The sequence below is a fragment of the Marinobacter sp. EVN1 genome (assembly GCF_000475375.1).
Classification (GTDB): Bacteria; Pseudomonadota; Gammaproteobacteria; order Pseudomonadales; family Oleiphilaceae; genus Marinobacter; species Marinobacter nauticus.
On record NZ_AXCB01000007.1, the window covers coordinates 25,543 to 41,815 of the forward strand.

A 16,273-nucleotide genomic window follows, 5' to 3' on the forward strand; every position below is an offset into this window, starting at 1 on the left:
CCGTCACCGGCCTGTCATTCTTCGTCTACACTTCCGGGAACAGTCGCACTGAAAAAGTGCGTTGTGCCATCAAACAAGATGCAGGAGTGAAGGCACCATGAAGATCAAAGATCTGGTCAAGCACTGGGATAAACACGGCCGTGGAAGACTGACCCGGGATGCCGCCTATCTGTCTTTGGCTGACCAGCATCATGACCGTTTGCAGAAGCTTGCGGCACTGTATCCGATGAAGTCCACTCAGGATCTGATGCGGGATCTGATCTCCGCGGCTCTCGACGAGCTGGAAACCAGTTTCCCCTACGTTCAGGGTGAGAAGGTTGTGGCTTACGACGAGGATGGCTTTGAAATCTATGAGGACAAAGGCCTGACACCGCAATTCGTTGCCCTGAGCCAGAAACACATCAAGCGCCTCAAGGCCCGCCAGTTGGAGTCGGTTGCCTGACGGTTGCCAACACCCATTGCCATATTTTGTAACAACAACGCCGGGCTTAGCCCGGCGTTGTTGTTTGTATTACGACTTCTTCTGTTCTGCCAATCGATCTTTCAGCGGGCCCTGGCTGATCAGGTCGTCCAGAGCGGCGGCAATCATGTCGTTCAGGATCTCACTTTCGCTCCGGTCCGGGTAGAGTTCCGCCAGGGCCGCAATCCGTGCGGCATCTTCCAGAGGCAGGCGCAGGTTGTATTCATGGCTGCGCTCCTGGGCCTGTTTTTCCTTTTCCCAATGCTGGGGCAGTTCGGTCACTTTCATGTCAGCTCCTGAGCGAAGTGGTTGAATCGTCAATAGACTTTCTGCGTTGCTCCCTAGTATCGTAAGTTTAGATTGTTTCCGTCAATTCAGAAGGAACCTGCCGTGACCGAACTGCACCCGGATCTTCGAGAAAACGTACGTTTGCTGGGCGATCTGCTTGGCCAGAGCATACTCCGATTCCCCGGACAGGACTGCTACGACCGCATTGAAGAAATCCGCGCCGCCGCCAAGGCTGACCGGCGCCAGGAAAGTGGTTCCGGACAACGCCTGGTGAAACTCCTGGGCCAGCTCAGCGATGATGAGCTGCTGCCGGTGACCCGAGCCTTTAACCAGTTTCTCAACCTTGCCAACCTGGCTGAGCAGTACCATGGAATTCGTCGCAAGCAGGGGCATCCGTCAGATCTGATGGTGGAATCCCTGGGGGACGTGTTTGATCGGCTGAAGTCCGGGGGGATAGACCCGCAAGAGTTGCATCGGAAGGTTGCAGATTTACGCATAGAGTTTGTGCTCACCGCGCACCCCACCGAAGTGGCCCGGCGTACATTGATCCTCAAGTACGATGAAATGTCCGATTGCCTGTCGAGGCTGGATCATGACGACCTGATGCCCGGTGAACGGGAGGAAATCGTTGACCGGTTGTCGCTGTTGATTGCCGAGGCCTGGCATACCGACGAGATTCGGCATGAAAGGCCGACCGCCGTGGACGAGGCCAAGTGGGGCTTCGCCGTTATCGAGAACAGTCTCTGGCAGGCGCTGCCGAAATTTCTCCGTAGCCTGGATACCTCGTTGTCGGAGGCGACCGGTCAGGGGCTTCCGTTGCAGGTGTCGCCGATCCGTATTGCTTCGTGGATGGGGGGAGACCGGGATGGCAACCCCAATGTCACCCACGAAGTGACCCGGGAAGTGTTCCTGCTCGGTCGCTGGATGGCCGCAGATCTCTATCTGCGCGATATCCAGGCGCTGAGAGCAGAGCTTTCCATGTGGCAGGCAAGCGATGAATTGCGGGCCGAGGTAGGAGATTCCCGGGAGCCGTATCGCCAGGTGCTGGCCCAATTGAGGGAGCGCCTGATCAAGACCCGGGACTGGGCCGAAGCCAGCGTCAAGGGCGAGCCGGCAGACGATTCGGGCATTCTGTTCGAGAATGAGGATCTCACCGGGCCGTTGGAATTGTGCTATCGCTCCCTGATGGAGTGCGGGCTGGAAGCCATTGCCAATGGTCCGCTGCTGGATACCATTCGCCGGGCTCATACCTTCGGACTGCCACTGATCCGACTGGATATCCGCCAGGAGGCCTCACGCCACGCCGAGGCGGTAGCAGAGATGGTGAACTACCTGGGGTTGGGTGACTATCTGTCCTGGTCGGAACAGGAGCGCCAGGCGTTTCTGGTCAAGGAACTGAAAGGGCGGCGCCCCCTGGTGCCCCGGAATTGGCAACCCTCCGAGCCGGTGCGCGAGGTGCTGGCAACCTGCGAGGTGGTCGCTGGCCAGACACCGGAAGCCCTGGGTTCCTATGTGATTTCCATGGCCAGCAAGCCCTCGGATGTTTTAAACGTGATTTTGCTGCTGCGGGAAGCGGGGATGGCGTTCCCCATGCGCGTCGTACCGCTGTTCGAAACGTTGGATGATCTCAAGGGGGCACCCGACAGTATGGCGGCCCTGTACGAGGTGGACTGGTATCGGGAATACTGCAGCGGACGCCAGGAAGTCATGATCGGCTATTCAGACTCCTCCAAAGATGCCGGCCAGTTGATGGCGGCCTGGGCCCAGTACCAGGCCCAGGAGAAGCTGACCGAAGTGGCCAATCGATATGGAGTGCATCTGACTCTGTTTCATGGCCGCGGCGGCACCGTGGGCCGGGGCGGTGGTCCGGCGAATCGGGCGATTCTGTCCCAGCCGCCGGGCTCGGTGAACGGCAGCTTCCGGATTACCGAGCAGGGCGAGATGATCCGCTTTAAATTTGGTCTGCCGAGGCTGGCGGTGCAGAGTCTGACCCTCTACACCACCGCGGTGATTGAGGCGACCCTGGCGCCACCACCTGTGCCAAAGGATGAGTGGCGCGAGGTGATGGACTGGCTGACCGAGCGTTCGCTGCGGTCCTACCGTGAGGTGGTCCGTGAGAATCCCGATTTTGTGCCTTACTTCCGCCAGGTCACACCGGAAACGGCTCTGGGTAAACTAGCCCTTGGCAGCCGGCCGGCCCGGCGCAAGGCCACAGGGGGCGTTGAAAGCCTGAGAGCCATTCCGTGGATTTTTGCCTGGACCCAGATGCGGTTGATGCTGCCCAGCTGGCTGGGCAGTGATGTTGCCCTCGAAGAGGCGGCCCAGGCGGACCGCCTGCCCGAGCTGCGGGAGATGATGCAGGGCTGGCCGTTCTTCCGCACCTACGTGGATATGCTGGAAATGGTCCTCGCCAAGGCAGATTTGCGTATTGCCAGCTATTACGAGCAGACCCTGGTTGAGGACGAGCGCTTGCTGGCGCTTGGCCAGAGCCTGAGGCAGCGTTTGCAGGGCTGCATTGAGCGCCTGCTGGAGCTCAAGCAGCAACAGACTCTGCTGGAGCAGGAACCGGTGTTTGCCCATTCGATGAAAGTCCGGAATCCCTACACCGATCCGCTGCATTATCTGCAGGCAGAATTGCTCCGGCGTGACCGGGAAAGCGAAGGGGCAGGTAAGGTGCCGGAAATGGTCGAGAGAGCGCTGAAGGTGACAATGGCCGGAATTTCTGCCGGTATGCGAAATACCGGTTAAGGTGCATAATAAGGCCGGGGCGGGACAGCCCCGGCCCATTGGATTTAAGGAGTTACCCCCGTTGGCATTGTCGGAGAGGCTTTCGCGTTTTCTGGCCCGCAAGGGCATTACCTACCAGCAACTGGAAACCGAGCCCGTTGCCAATCTGGACGCGGCGGTGCTTGCTTCGGGTAAACCCCAGCATGACTTTATCAAGGCGACCCTGCTGATCGATATCAATGGCGTGGTTATGGCGGTACACCGTTTTGACAGCACGCTTGATATGGACGCAGTGCATCAGTTTACCGGTCGGCGCCTACAGCCGCTGACGGCACGCCAGACTTCCCGGTTGTTCGGGGATTGTCATCCCGGGTTTGTGCCACCGATTGGCGCTGCCTGGGAGCTGCCGGTTCTGGTGGATGAAGATGTGGTGGTTGCCGAGCGTGTGATCTTCTCCGGCGGCACGGACCACAGTCTGGTTGAGATGGACGGCCGGGCGTTCCGGCTGGCCCAGGCTGGAGCCCGGCAGGGGCATCTGGTCATCCGTGGTCAGGGTGTGGAAGATCGCGAAGCACTGACTCTGGAAGACGTGGCAGATAAACTGCAAAAGCTTTATCGGCTGCCGCCGATGCCGGCGCTGGCATTGCGAATCCTGCGGCTGACCGCCAACACCGAAGCGACGGCCAAAGAGCTGGCCGAGCTGATCGAATTCGACCCCAGTATGACCGCTCAGATCATGCGCTATGCCCGTTCTGCGCTGTTCAATTATCCTGGCCAGATCAATTCTGTGCAGGAGGCGGTCACCCGGGTTCTCGGCTTTGACCGGGTTGCCCACATTGCCCTGGGTATTGCCTCGGTGCGCGCGTTCGATGTGCCCCGGGGGGGCATGCTCGGCATGGATAACTTCTGGCGACACTCCCTGTATTGCGCGTTCCTGTGCCAGAACCTGGCCGCCTATTCCGGCCGCGACAAGGGGCTGGCCTACCTGTGCGGGTTGCTGCACAACTTCGGCCTGCTGCTGGTGGGGCACCTGTTTCCGTCTGAGTTTGAAGAACTGAATGCACTGCGGGAAATCAACCCGGAGGCGAGCATGCATTCACTGGAACAGGAAGTGTTTGGCCACAGTGAACGGCAGGACATTCTGGCCGTTGGCCATGGCGCCATTGGCGGTATTCTGCACCGGCTGTGGCAGCTGCCGGAAGCGGTGATCAAAGCCGCCGGTATGCACCAGCACCTCGGTTACCATGGCGAGCATGAGGAATACGTCCAGATGGTGCAACTGGCCAATGCCCTGCTCAAGGAGCGTGGTATCGGTGACGAATTCAACCCCGACGACCTGCCGGCACTGGTTGAGAGCCTCGGGCTCCGGGCTGATGTGCTGGAGCGGGTTCAGAGCGACATCGACCAGGTGGCTTCCGATCTGGACGTGCTGGCTTCCTCGCTCGCTTCCTGATTATCTTCAGCCCTGCAACCGCCCTCTGAGGCAGCTGACAGCCCGGCTTTCGGACAATGATACAGAGGTCGACTTTCTCTGCCGGGTGTGAGTTCGTATAATGCTGCCTCGTTTTTGTGCGTGCGCGCCGGATTCACGGTCCGGAGCCGGCGAGAGGTTGTCGCAAAGGCAAGGGTCTTTGCCATAACTTTTCAAACGATAATATAAAGCAATGGGAGCACAACGTTATGCGAATCATTATGTTAGGCGCGCCAGGCGCAGGTAAGGGCACCCAGGCCCAATTTATTACCGAGCGTTTCGAGATCCCCCAGATTTCCACGGGTGATATGCTCCGTGCCGCGGTTAAGGCTGAATCCGAGCTGGGCCTTCAGGTTAAAGAGGTTATGGCATCTGGTGGCCTGGTGTCTGACGACATCATCATTGCCCTGATTGAAGAGCGCATCCAGCAGCCGGATTGCAAGAACGGCTTCCTGCTGGACGGCTTCCCGCGCACCATTCCCCAGGCTGAGGCCCTGAAAGATCAGGGTATCGCCATCGACTACGTGGTCGAGATCTCGGTTGAAGACGAAGAAATCGTCAGCCGCCTGTCTGGCCGTCGCGTACACGAGGGCAGTGGCCGCATTTATCACGTTAAATACGATCCGCCCAAGGTGGAAGGCAAAGACGATGAGACCGGCGACCCGCTCATCCAGCGCGAAGACGACAAGGAAGAGACCGTTCGCAAGCGTCTGAAAATCTATCACGAGCAGACAGCGCCGCTGGTGGGCTTCTACCAGAGCTGGGCAGAGAAAGCCCCGGCCGATGCACCCAAGTATGTGCGTGTTGAGGGCGTTGGCAGCCTCGACAGCATTCGCGATCAGATTCTTTCCCAGCTGAAGTGATCGAAACCGGCGCAGCCCCGGAGGCGTAATTCTGTGAAACTTCTGGCACTGGATACCTCATCTGAGGGCTGTTCCGCGGCACTCTGGCTGGATGGCCGGGTGACCGAGCGATTCGAGGTGGCCCCACGGGGGCACACCCGCCTGTTGATGCCCATGGTTCGCGAATTGTGCGCGGAGCAGGGCTTGTCCCCCTCCGATCTCGATGCACTGGCGTTCGCCCGGGGCCCGGGGTCTTTCACCGGTCTGCGGATCGCAACCGGTGTTGTACAGGGGCTGGCCTGGGGGCTGGATATCCCCGTGGTTCCGGTGTCGTCCCTGGCGGCGGTGGCGCTCGCGGCGATCGAAACCCATGCCCTGCAAGAGGGCGACAGCGTTGCGGTGGCCTTTGACGCCCGCATGGGGGAGGTGTACTGGGGCGCGTTCCGCTGTGAGGCAGGGCTTCCGGTGTTGCTTGGCGAGGAGCGCGTTTGCCCGCCAGACGCCGTGACTCTGCCCACGGAGGCCAGCGGCAACTGGTACGGCGCTGGCCAGGGCTGGACGCTGAAAGAGCAGATGCCCGGTGAGCTCGTAGAGCGACTGTCGGCTATTGACGAGACTCTGCTGCCCGCGGCCGCCCAGGTGGCTAAACTGGCCGAACAGGGTATGGCGAACGGGCTGGCGGTGCCGGCAGAGCAGGCCCAGCCGGTGTATATACGGGACGAAGTCGCCTGGAAGAAGTTGCCCGGGCGGGAGTAAGCCTCGTTCCAACGGTCGTCTTTGCATTCTGCAACAGATCCTCCATAATGCGATGACGACTCTGAATTCTCACCCCGGTGGTGCGTTATGATTGGCGGCATCAATCCCTCAAATCCCTCGTTGTACCAGGCTGGTAATAACTCCCCGGCCCGGGAGCGTACGGATGTCTCCCGCACTCCTGCGGCGGACCCCCAGGCACTTGCCACGGGTGATGTTCGCAACCAGCTCAATACCGCCCGTCAGGATCGGGATACCGCCCCCGGTAATCCGGCACAGCCCGGTGGTACCGGGCCGGAACTAGACAGCCGGCGTGTCGAAGCCCGGCGCGCGGCAGAAGATGCCCGGCTTGAACGCTTCCGCGCAGACGAATTACCGCTTCCTGCCGCCCGCGCGCTGTCGGCTTTTGCCGGCGTTGCCGCTGCCGGGCAGGAATTTGAGAGCGGCAGCGTGCTGAGCGGAATTGATATTCTGGTCTGATGCCGTCGTCTTCCTCTCACACCGAGCTTCCGGATTCCTCGTCTCTCCGTCACATCCTGGCCGTTGCTCATAGCCCCTTGGCTGAACCAGGCGTAGCCCGTGCGCTGGCCACCGAGCTGGTGCTTGACTGGCTGGGCGTGGTCGCCCCCAAACAGGTTCGGGACTACGGTCTTCTATTGTTCATGGACGAGCATGGGCTGGCGTTGCAGCAAACCGGTAAAGGTGCGCCCGGGCCGGTCAGGGCGGAATTTGTCAGTGGCAAGATGGGCTACCGGCGCGAGCACGGTGGTGGCGCTGGCCAGTTGGTGGCGCGCGCCGTGGGTCTGCAGAAAACCCGGGCTCCGCTGCAGGTGCTTGATGCCACCGCCGGCCTCGGCCAGGACGCCTTTGTACTGGCCTCGCTGGGGTGCCAGATGACACTGTTCGAGCGTAACCCGATTATTCATGCGCTGCTGGCCGATGGCCTGTACCGGGCCACCCTGAATGAGGCTTGTGCACCGATTGTGGCGCGAATGACACTGCACTCTGGCAACTCACTGGACTGGATGCACCAGGCAGGACCCGAGGCCGTCGATGTGGTCTATCTGGACCCGATGTTTCCGCATCGGGACAAGTCTGCGCTGGTCAAGAAGGAAATGCAGGTGTTCCGGCAGGTGGTGGGTGACGACGACGATGCCAGCCAGTTGCTGGAAGCCGCGCTCGCCTGTGCCCGTTATCGGGTTGTGGTCAAGCGCCCCCGAAAAGCACCCGCGATCTCTGGACCGGAGCCGGCTGCTCGGGTTGAGGGTAAAAGCAGCCGCTACGACATCTATCCGATCCGGGCGCTGCCGGCCTGACAGTGTCGCAGCGATCCGTCAGGCGTCGAGCATGGTGACCTGCTGGATAGCCTGGCGCTTCTCCACACTCAGAACCAGACGGGCATCTTCAGCCACTTCATCCAGACCCTCGCCGTAGCATAGCCGGCCGTCTTCATCGGTTGTGAGCACGCCGTTTTTCTGCATGTTGGCGATGAAGTTCCGGAACAGGGTCTTGTCGAAGAACTCCGGTGCGTTCAGGCCGAATAGAATCGACATCCGTTCCGCCAGCAGGGTGCTCTGTTCTTCCAGTTCCGCCGCGGTCAGATTACCTGAGCCGTATTTTCTCAGTATGCCCAGGGTGATGTGGTAGCGTTCCAGGGTCTGGATGATGAAGCGGGACAGGATCCGCGACCGCAGCATCGCTTCGGTACCTTCCTCCGGACGTCCCAGGCGTTCATCGTCGAGCCTGATCAGCAGGCCCTGGTCCACCAGCACGTCAATCCACTGATTGATCACCGCGTCTACCTGTTCCTGGTCATACTGCAGGAACAGCTCTGACTGCAGATAGGGGTATGCGACGCTGGTGAGGAAAACGATCTTTTCCCGGCTCAGGCTGGTCTTGTTCTCGAACAGGCTGGCAATGAGCGCAGGCAGGGCAAACAGATGCTGGATGTTGTTGCGGTAGTAAGTCATCAGGATGGCGTTTGAGCCTTCCAGGGCAATAATGTCGCCCAGTTTCTGGGGCTGACGGGTGACCAGCCCCATGTTCTCGCAATAGGCAATCCAGTCCCGGCCGCTGCCCTCCGGCAGGGTGATGGTTTCGGCATAGGGATAGGCGCGCAGCAGGTCGGCATACTTGTCCAGAAGGCGGATCAACTGGCCCTCGTCCATCGCCAGCCGCTCGGTACCCAGCAGGACGGTGGCGGTCATGCCAATCGGGTTCACGGCTACCGAGGCATTGATGTTGCTGGCCACGCGCTGGGACAGATTGTCAACCGCCTGGTTCAGCCAGGAGGGGCGGTATTCGGCGTCATAGGCTTCGTGGCGCCAGCTTTCGTGAACATCGTCCAGCACCTTGTCCAGATGGATCGGATCACCGAAGTTGACGGCAACGCGGCCAAAGGAGTTGGTCAGTTTGCGGGCGGTCTTGGCCAGGCCGAAAATACTTTCTTTCTGTTTCTTTTTCCCGCGCAGCTCGCCGAGATAGGAGCGCCCTTCCATAACCTTCTCGTAGCCGATGTACACCGGCACAAAAACGATGGGTTTGCGGTGATCCCGCAGGAAGCTGCGAACGGTCATCGACAGCATGCCCGGGCGTGGCGGCAGCATGCGGCCGGTCCGGGAGCGGCCACCCTCGACGAAATACTCCACCGAGTAGCCCCGCGTGAACATCACGTGCATGTACTCGTTGAACACGGTGGCATAGAGCGGGTTGTCCTTGAAGCTGCGGCGCATGAAAAACGCGCCGCCACGGCGCAGGATTGGGCCCACGATGGGCATGTTCAGGTTGATGCCCGCCGCAATGTGGGGCGGCATCAGGCCGTTTTTGTAGAGCACATAAGACAGCAGCAGATAATCGATGTGGGAGCGGTGGCAGGGTACGTAGACTACGGCGTTGTCCTGTGCCGCTTCTTTGGCCACCCCAATGTTGTGGATGGCGATGCCGTTGTAGATCCGGTTCCAGAGCCAGGCCAATACCAGCTCCAGGAAGCGAATAGTGACAATCGACATGCTGGCGGCGATCTCGTCCGCGTACTTGTAAGCTTTGGCGCGGACTTTCTCCGGCGGGATATCGTCCTTCGCCGCGGTCTCACGGATGGCTTCCTTGACCGCCTGGGTGCGTACCAGCCCCTCCACAAGGGTGCGCCGGTGGGACAAATCCGGCCCCAGCACGGCCTGGCGTACACGACGGAAGTGGGTTCGCAGAATTCGCGCCAGCTTGCGGTTGGCCTTCTGTTCGTTGTCTCGATACTCGTCCACCACCTGCCTGAGTGACAGCGGCTGGTTGAACTGCACGTAGGTGTTGCGGCCATGCACAAGAATAATCAGAAATTTCTGCAGGCGGCCCGCGACCGACCAGGTGTCTGAGAGCAGCAGCTTGACCAGGGACTTTTCCTTGTCGGGTGAGCGACCCCAGAACAGCGAGACGGGCACAATCTGGACGTCCTGATCCGGATGTTCCAGCCCGAAGTGGACCAGATCAGTAAATTCCCGGGTAGGCACCGGCTTGTGCCGGCCGCCCCGGAACAGGCCGCCAATGCGTTTGTAGAGGAAGAAAAACGAATGCGAGGGCCCATTCTTCACCGGCAAGGTGTCGGTGGCGCCGGGCAACCGTGCCCGGATGACTTCCTGCTCCAGCACCAGCCGGCTCGACAGCGAGCTGTACTGGAGCACGTAACAGACGGGCTTGTCCGGGTCCAGCCCGAGGGCTTCCAGGGTATTGCCACTGACATCAGTCCTGACCCATAAAAACAGGATCTTTCGGAAAAGAGACAGGATCAGGCTGCGAATGCCCTGATAAAGTCGCATAAATGTTTACTCCGGTCCTGGAAACAGGCGCCAAGTTTAACGGGTTGGGGCGGTAGCGGAAAGTCGCGCACCAATTCTTGGTGATGAATGTGATGTGGTACATTTCGGAACTGGCATTCAGGTAGCAGGAAAGGCAGGGCATGGCAGACAACAAGGCACAGTGGACACCCGGGTGGAGTGAGGCTTTGCCGAAGCAGGGCGATCTGCTGCTGGCGTTCTCAGGCAACAGTATCCTGAAGCCGGCTGATGGCTGGTTCCTTCGCTGGGGTGGCCCGGAAATGGGTGGAAGCCGGCCGGAGGCGCTGTCACTGGGCGCCTGGGAGGGGCGCCCTCTGTATGTCACCATGCTGCCGGACACCGGTGTGCCGGGCATGCAAACCCTGTCCCTGCGTGAGGCTATGCTGGTTACGCCGGGGGCGCCGGCGGATCTGCTCAGTACCGGTTATCAGGTCTGGCAGTGGTGGCAGGACCATCGTTACTGCGGCCGCTGTGGAGAGAAAACCGGAGCTCATCCCCGCGAACGGGCGCGCTGGTGCAACCGGTGTGGCATCCCCTGGTACCCGCGTATTGCCCCTTGCATCATTACCGTTATTCGCCGGGGCGACCGCTTCCTGCTGGCAAAATCCTCACGGGCTACCCGCAACTTCTACAGTCTGATCGCTGGTTTTGTGGAGCCGGGCGAGAATCTGGAGCAGGCGGTGGCCCGGGAGGTGATGGAGGAAACCGGTTTGGCGGTGACCAACATTCGCTATCAGGGGTCGCAGCCCTGGCCATTTCCTCACCAGTTGATGCTGGGCTTCTTTGCCGACTACGAGAGTGGTGAATTGCGGTTGCAGGAAGACGAACTGGCGGATGCTGGCTGGTTTACGGTGGATGAACATCCTCCGGTTCCGCCAGAAACCACCATAGCAGGGCGATTGATCAATGCCCTGAAAGCAGAGATTGCTGCCGGCAATGGCGGTAGCCACCATGACTGACCGTCGCCCAAGGGTGCTGGTGTTTGATTCCGGGGTCGGTGGCCTGAGTGTCGCCGCCTGTATTCACCAGACGTTGCCCGGTGTGGAGCTGGTTTACCTGGCAGATAATGCCGGCTTTCCCTATGGCGACAAGCCCGAACAGGTGGTGATCGAGCGCTGTTGCACGCTTATACGGCAATGTCTGGCTGAGTTGCCGTGCGATGTGGTGGTGGTGGCCTGTAATACCGCCAGTACCGTTGTCTTGCCCGAGCTCAGGGCCACTATTGCTGTGCCGGTGGTCGGGGTGGTGCCGGCCGTCAAACCGGCGGCAGCCTGTTCCGTCAATCGCCGCATTGGCCTGTTGGCGACACCGGCGACGGTCAAACGTGCCTATCTGGATGATCTGATTGAGAAGTATGCCCGGAATTGTGAGGTAGTCCGCCTTGGTCATCCGGCCCTGGTGCGCTGGGCTGAGGAGCTGGTTGGCGGCTCTGCGCCGGATCAGGTGGAGGTGGATGACGCCATGGTGCCGCTGCGCGAAGCCGGTGTCGACACCGTGGTTCTGGGCTGCACTCATTACCCGCTATTGATGCCCTGGTTACGCAAGGCGTTGCCGGAGGTGATGCACTGGGTGGAGTCCGGCGAGGCGATAGCCCGCCGCGTGGCCTGGTGGTTTGAACAGGCCGGTGACCTGGCCCGTGCGCAGACACCGCCGAACCAGTCCGGGGCTGTGGTGACCAGTGCCTGCTTTTCTGGTGATGCGCCGGAAGACCTGGGCCCGTTCATGTCGGAAATGGGCATCCCGGTGGGGATGGTGGCCGGTCACTGGCCCGGCGTTACAGCAACCGGGTCAGTTTGAACATGGCGAGGAATTCCAGCGCCGGGATCGCCCGCTTGTGGCAGCAGTAGGTTTTGAAGCCATCGCCGCGGAAACGTGATTTGGTGAACTCCAGCCCCTTGAAGTTGTACAGGAAGTTTCCTTTCTCATAGATGCCGTGGAGCATCTTCTTGAGCAGTCGGCTTTCCTGGTGTTCCGTGGCCTTGTCCAGGGACAGGGGAATCAGGCCCAGGTCCAGAAATGGCACACCCTCGGCCTTGAACACATCCATGGCGTGGGCCATCAGGGTATAGAAGATACCCTGACGGAAATCCGCGTTGGCGCGGGAGATGTTGGGCACATAACTGATAATTTCGTTGTTGCGATAGATCGGGTCGAAGTAGATAAAGCCGACGGCCTTGCCATCCTGATAGGCGTAGAAATGGCGTTCGTTTTCCCGATAATCCATTTCCATTGGGCGAATCAGGAAACGGATTTCGTTGCTCTTGCATTTTCGGGTGCGAATCCACGCTTCCGATATTTCCCGCGTGTGGTCATCACTGAAACGCTCTTTCACCGTGATCCCGTTCTTTTCGGCCTGGTTCAGGGCGGTTCTCAGAATCTGCTTTTTCTTGCCGCTGAGGGACCATTTGCGCAGGTCGATGCGGGATTCGCTGCCAAACTGGGTGCCGTAGAGCCCGAAGCGTAGATGCAGGAAATCCACCACCGGTTTGGAGACCTGGATGTAGCAGGCATTCGGGAACTTCTGGTGGAAGCGCTCCAGAATCACCGGGAAGTTCTCGGGTGCGCAAACCGGGTCTGACAGCACAAAGGTGCCGCCCCATTTACGCATGTAGGCCACGTAGCCCATCCCTTCAACATCGAAGTACTGCATGCCCGGCTGCAGAGTCGAGAAGGATTGTGAGTGCACGCCGAACTGCTTGAGGTAGTTCACCCGCTCTGAAAACGTAAACTGTCCGTCGGTGAGTCCCTGGGTACGGTCCAGTGCAAGAATCTGGTCTGACATGATGACGCTCCCGATAACCTGTTGTTGTTTTTGGTGTCAGGGGTTCAGGCCTGTTTTCGGCCGAGGATGGACCAGTAGCAGTCCATGTTCAGAAGCTTGAAGTGCTTCTTCTCGGTTACCTGCAGGCCCAGGCGCTGCATGTGCTCGGGGTAGTTGTAGATCTTGTGGAAGGCGTTGTTGGCAAACAGCCAGAAAATGAACACCGCCATGTACCAGTAGAGTTTCTTGAACATGCGGGACAGGATGTTGCCCGTCGGGTAGCAGAAGTCGCCGACAACCACTCTGGCATCGGCCTTGCCCAGGCGAATCAGGTGCTCGAGCACTTTGACCATCATGTCTTCGTCAAACACGTTCAGGAAAAAGTTGGCGACTACCATGTCGTATTGCTCGAACTCATCCACCTTCATAATGTCGCTGTGGATGCGGCGTATGGTCAGATGAGGCGCTTCTTTATGCTGGGCATCGGCGAATTTGCGCAGCATGGTCTCGGACAGATCGACCACCGTTACCTCCGCTCCCAGCTCTGCGGCTCGGATAGCGTCCCGGCCGTGGCCGACGCCGGCAAAGAGAATGCGGTCTCCGGGTTTTACCGTTTCCACATCCAGCATGGCGGTCTTGCAGCGATGGATGTTCTTGCCGCTGTAGAGATTGCTGAGAAAATCGTATACGGGGCCAATATACTTGTACTTGTCGCGCATGATGACTGCTGCCTTCTTCTTGTTCCCTGGTTGTCCGCCACCGTTATTGTGATTGTTGCTCCGACAGCCTGTCGGACATTCCGGTGATCGGTTACTGATAAACCGAGCTTAGAGAAGGGGTAGGTTGAAAGATGTGCAGTACTGCGCATTTCCGGATACACAAAGTAACGTAAGGATACACTTTGCAAACCGGGTCAATGTTTTGGTTCAGAGTGTCAGACAATCGATAATCGTTTTAGCCGGTGTATGCGAAGGCCAGCCCATCTTTGGCCAGCAACCGTGTAATGTCGGCGGCGGGTCGGGCGGGGCCGTAGAAGAAGCCCTGAACCTGGTGACAGCCGAGGCTTTTCAGGTAAGCAAGTTGGTCGTCCGTTTCCACACCTTCGGCCACAATCTCAAGTTTCAGGCCGTGAGCCATGGCGATAATGGCGTTGACGATGCAGGCTCCGTCTTCGCCACTGCGTATGGCTTTAACAAAGGACTGGTCCACTTTCAGAGTGTGAATCGGTAGACGATGCAGGTAATTGAGCGAGGAATAGCCGGTACCGAAATCGTCGATGGCGATGCGCACGCCGGTGGCGGCCAGCTCCTTGAGCTTGCGGCTGATCTGTTCAAGATCATTCATGATCACATTTTCTGTGATTTCGATTTCCAGGTTATCGGCCGGGAAGTTGTGGGCGGCCACCCGGTTCATCAGGGTTTCGACGAATCTGGGGTGCTCCACCTGGCTGGGGGAGAGGTTAACCGCCAGGCGCAGGTCGGAATGTCCACTGCTGATCCAGCGGCCCACGTCGCGGCAGGCCTGATCGATAACCTGTTCACTGAGTTTGCCAACCAGCCTGGTTTCTTCTGCCAGGGGTAGGAAATCCCCGGGGTAGAGCAGTCCCCGTTCCGGGTGCTGCCAGCGCACCAGGGCCTCCAGGCCCACCACCCGGTTGGAACGGGAGCATACCTGTGGCTGGTAAAACACCCGGAGCTCGTTGCGTTCCAGTGCCAGCCGAAGATCCCGTTCCAGGCTCAGCCGGTTGGCGGTGTTGATGCTCATGCTGTCGGAATAGAAGCGATAGCCATCCTTGCCTCGCGCTTTCACGTGGTACATGGCGATATCGGCGTTCTGTATCAGCAGATCCATGGTCTCGCCGGCTTCGGGGAATACTGAAATCCCGATACTGACCCCTACAAAGACCTCGTGGTCTCCCAGCTGGAACGGCGCTTTCAGAGCGTTGATCAGTTTACGGGCAATGTTCCTTGCGTCGTCGTTGCCGTGAATGCTCGGCAATAACAGGGTGAATTCATCGCCCCCGAAGCGGGACAGGGTGTCTCCCCGGCGCAGGCACTTTTCCAGTCGATGCGTGACCGCCTGCAACAGGCGATCTCCCATGGCGTGTCCGAGCGTGTCGTTAACCACCTTGAAGCGGTCCAGATCCAGAAACATCACGGCAAGTTTCTGCTGGCTGCGTCGTGCATGGGTGATGGCCAGTTCCAGCCGATCTTTGAACAGGGCCCGGTTCGGCAGCCGTGTCAGCAGGTCGTGGTAAGCCTGGAAATTGATGAAGGCTTCGGCCTCCTTGCGCTCGGTGACATCGCGGGCGATGCCATAATACCGCGCTGGCTGGCCGGTGCAGCCGCCCTGGGTCTTGCCGGTCTGGGGCCAGGTTTGTGGATCTACCGGAAAGGCGGTGATCTCGAAATGACGGGTGGCCTTGCGGCTGCCCCGGGTTTTCAGGCGGACCTCCAGCACCCGGGGATTATCGGCAGAGATATTGGGGCCCTGCATAGCATAGGTGCCACGGGCCACATCCCGGTCATCCAGTATATGGCGGAAATGCTGCCCGCAGAGCTCTGAGGGCTGATAGCCGAGCAGGCTTTCGACCTTGTTGTTGATGAAGCAGATATGCCCGGTTTCATCGAGCATGAACACGATGTCCGGCGAGCTGTTGACGATATAGCGGTGCAGAGCCTCGGATTTCTCCAGCCGGGACTGAACCATCTCATGGGCACGAATAAGCGACTGCTTGCCCAGCACACCTTCCACAGTTGCCAGCAATTCTTCCGGGTCAAAGGGTTTACGGATGTAATCCAGTGCGCCCCGGCGCAGAGCCCGACTGACGGTGCTGAAAGACGACTCTCCGCTGACCACAATGACACCGCAATCCGGCTGCAGCCGGCCGGTTTCAGCCATTACCTGAAAACCGTCCAGCTCTGGCATGTTCAGATCCAGCAGGGCCAGATCAAAGGCTTGCCGGTGAAGCTGTTCACAGGCCTGTCGCCCACCGTGGGCTTCTGACACCTCAAAACCCCGGCTCCGCAGGAGGTCGGCCAGGGTTTTGAGCAGGCGTGGCTCGTCGTCTGCCACCAGGATACTGGGGCGTCGTGAAAGGCTGGAGGACTCTGTGGTCTGTTCGCTTGCCATGGCTGTGTGTCCGTG

General features: G+C 59.5%; 14 protein-coding genes. 9 read left to right on the forward strand and 5 right to left on the reverse strand.

Annotation, left to right across the window (positions count from 1 at the left end; all coding sequences use genetic code 11):
* Positions 1-97 precede the first annotated feature (97 nt).
* The gene (locus Q674_RS23600) at positions 98-442 is read left to right on the forward strand and encodes a hypothetical protein (protein WP_011785703.1); all 345 of its coding nucleotides are present in this window, start codon (positions 98-100) and stop codon (positions 440-442) included.
* A 69-nt stretch (positions 443-511) separates the two neighbouring features.
* Here the strand turns inward: Q674_RS23600 and Q674_RS23605 are convergent, their stop codons facing one another.
* Positions 512-748 (reverse strand): hypothetical protein, encoded by a 237-nt coding sequence (locus tag Q674_RS23605; protein ID WP_011785702.1) that lies wholly within the window; start codon positions 746-748, stop codon positions 512-514.
* Between the two features lie 102 nt (positions 749-850).
* Here Q674_RS23605 and ppc point away from each other — a divergent pair, with 102 nt between their 5' ends.
* The 6 genes from ppc to Q674_RS23635 all read left to right on the forward strand — a co-directional run bounded on the left by ppc (position 851) and on the right by Q674_RS23635 (position 7,857).
* Positions 851-3,496 (forward strand): phosphoenolpyruvate carboxylase, encoded by a 2,646-nt coding sequence (gene ppc, locus Q674_RS23610; RefSeq protein ID WP_023007930.1) that lies wholly within the window; start codon positions 851-853, stop codon positions 3,494-3,496.
* Positions 3,497-3,557: 61 nt separating this feature from the next.
* On the forward strand, positions 3,558-4,928 hold the full coding sequence (locus tag Q674_RS23615; RefSeq protein WP_023007931.1) for an HDOD domain-containing protein: 1,371 nt from the start codon (positions 3,558-3,560) through the stop codon (positions 4,926-4,928).
* 227 nt (positions 4,929-5,155) lie between these two features.
* Positions 5,156-5,809: an adenylate kinase gene (gene adk, locus Q674_RS23620; protein WP_023007932.1), complete on the forward strand. Its 654-nt coding sequence runs from the start codon at positions 5,156-5,158 to the stop codon at positions 5,807-5,809.
* Positions 5,810-5,842: 33 nt separating this feature from the next.
* Positions 5,843-6,544 (forward strand): tRNA (adenosine(37)-N6)-threonylcarbamoyltransferase complex dimerization subunit type 1 TsaB, encoded by a 702-nt coding sequence (gene tsaB, locus Q674_RS23625; protein ID WP_023007933.1) that lies wholly within the window; start codon positions 5,843-5,845, stop codon positions 6,542-6,544.
* 87 nt (positions 6,545-6,631) lie between these two features.
* A complete protein-coding gene (locus Q674_RS23630) occupies positions 6,632-7,021 on the forward strand; it encodes a hypothetical protein (RefSeq protein ID WP_011785697.1) in 390 nt (129 codons plus the stop codon).
* The gene (locus tag Q674_RS23635) at positions 7,021-7,857 is read left to right on the forward strand and encodes a class I SAM-dependent methyltransferase (RefSeq protein ID WP_023007934.1); all 837 of its coding nucleotides are present in this window, start codon (positions 7,021-7,023) and stop codon (positions 7,855-7,857) included. Before Q674_RS23630 ends, Q674_RS23635 begins: the two co-directional genes overlap by 1 nt.
* Before the next feature lie 18 nt (positions 7,858-7,875).
* Here Q674_RS23635 and plsB read toward each other — a convergent pair whose 3' ends face one another.
* Positions 7,876-10,347 carry a glycerol-3-phosphate 1-O-acyltransferase PlsB gene (plsB, locus tag Q674_RS23640; RefSeq protein ID WP_023007935.1) on the reverse strand — a complete coding sequence of 824 codons (2,472 nt, stop codon included), beginning with the start codon at positions 10,345-10,347 and terminating at the stop codon, positions 7,876-7,878.
* A gap of 140 nt (positions 10,348-10,487) precedes the next feature.
* Here plsB and nudC point away from each other — a divergent pair, with 140 nt between their 5' ends.
* Together nudC and murI are read left to right on the forward strand one after the other, a co-directional pair.
* Complete coding sequence (nudC, locus tag Q674_RS23645; protein WP_023007936.1) at positions 10,488-11,324, forward strand: NAD(+) diphosphatase; 837 nt, start codon at positions 10,488-10,490, stop codon at positions 11,322-11,324.
* The gene (murI, locus tag Q674_RS23650; protein ID WP_031209683.1) at positions 11,317-12,162 is read left to right on the forward strand and encodes a glutamate racemase; all 846 of its coding nucleotides are present in this window, start codon (positions 11,317-11,319) and stop codon (positions 12,160-12,162) included. The genes nudC and murI overlap by 8 nt, the downstream gene beginning before the upstream one ends.
* On the opposite strand, the gene Q674_RS23655 is transcribed toward murI, so the two are convergent.
* From Q674_RS23655 to Q674_RS23665, 3 genes are all read right to left on the reverse strand, one after another.
* Entirely contained in the window at positions 12,140-13,147 is a 1,008-nt protein-coding gene (locus Q674_RS23655) for a DUF2156 domain-containing protein (protein WP_014420787.1), read from the reverse strand. The two genes, murI and Q674_RS23655, sit on opposite strands and share 23 nt — an antisense overlap.
* A 44-nt stretch (positions 13,148-13,191) precedes the next feature.
* Entirely contained in the window at positions 13,192-13,845 is a 654-nt protein-coding gene (locus tag Q674_RS23660; protein ID WP_011785691.1) for a class I SAM-dependent methyltransferase, read from the reverse strand.
* Between the two features lie 235 nt (positions 13,846-14,080).
* The gene (locus Q674_RS23665; protein ID WP_023007938.1) at positions 14,081-16,258 is read right to left on the reverse strand and encodes a putative bifunctional diguanylate cyclase/phosphodiesterase; all 2,178 of its coding nucleotides are present in this window, start codon (positions 16,256-16,258) and stop codon (positions 14,081-14,083) included.
* Between the last annotated feature and the right edge of the window lie 15 nt (positions 16,259-16,273).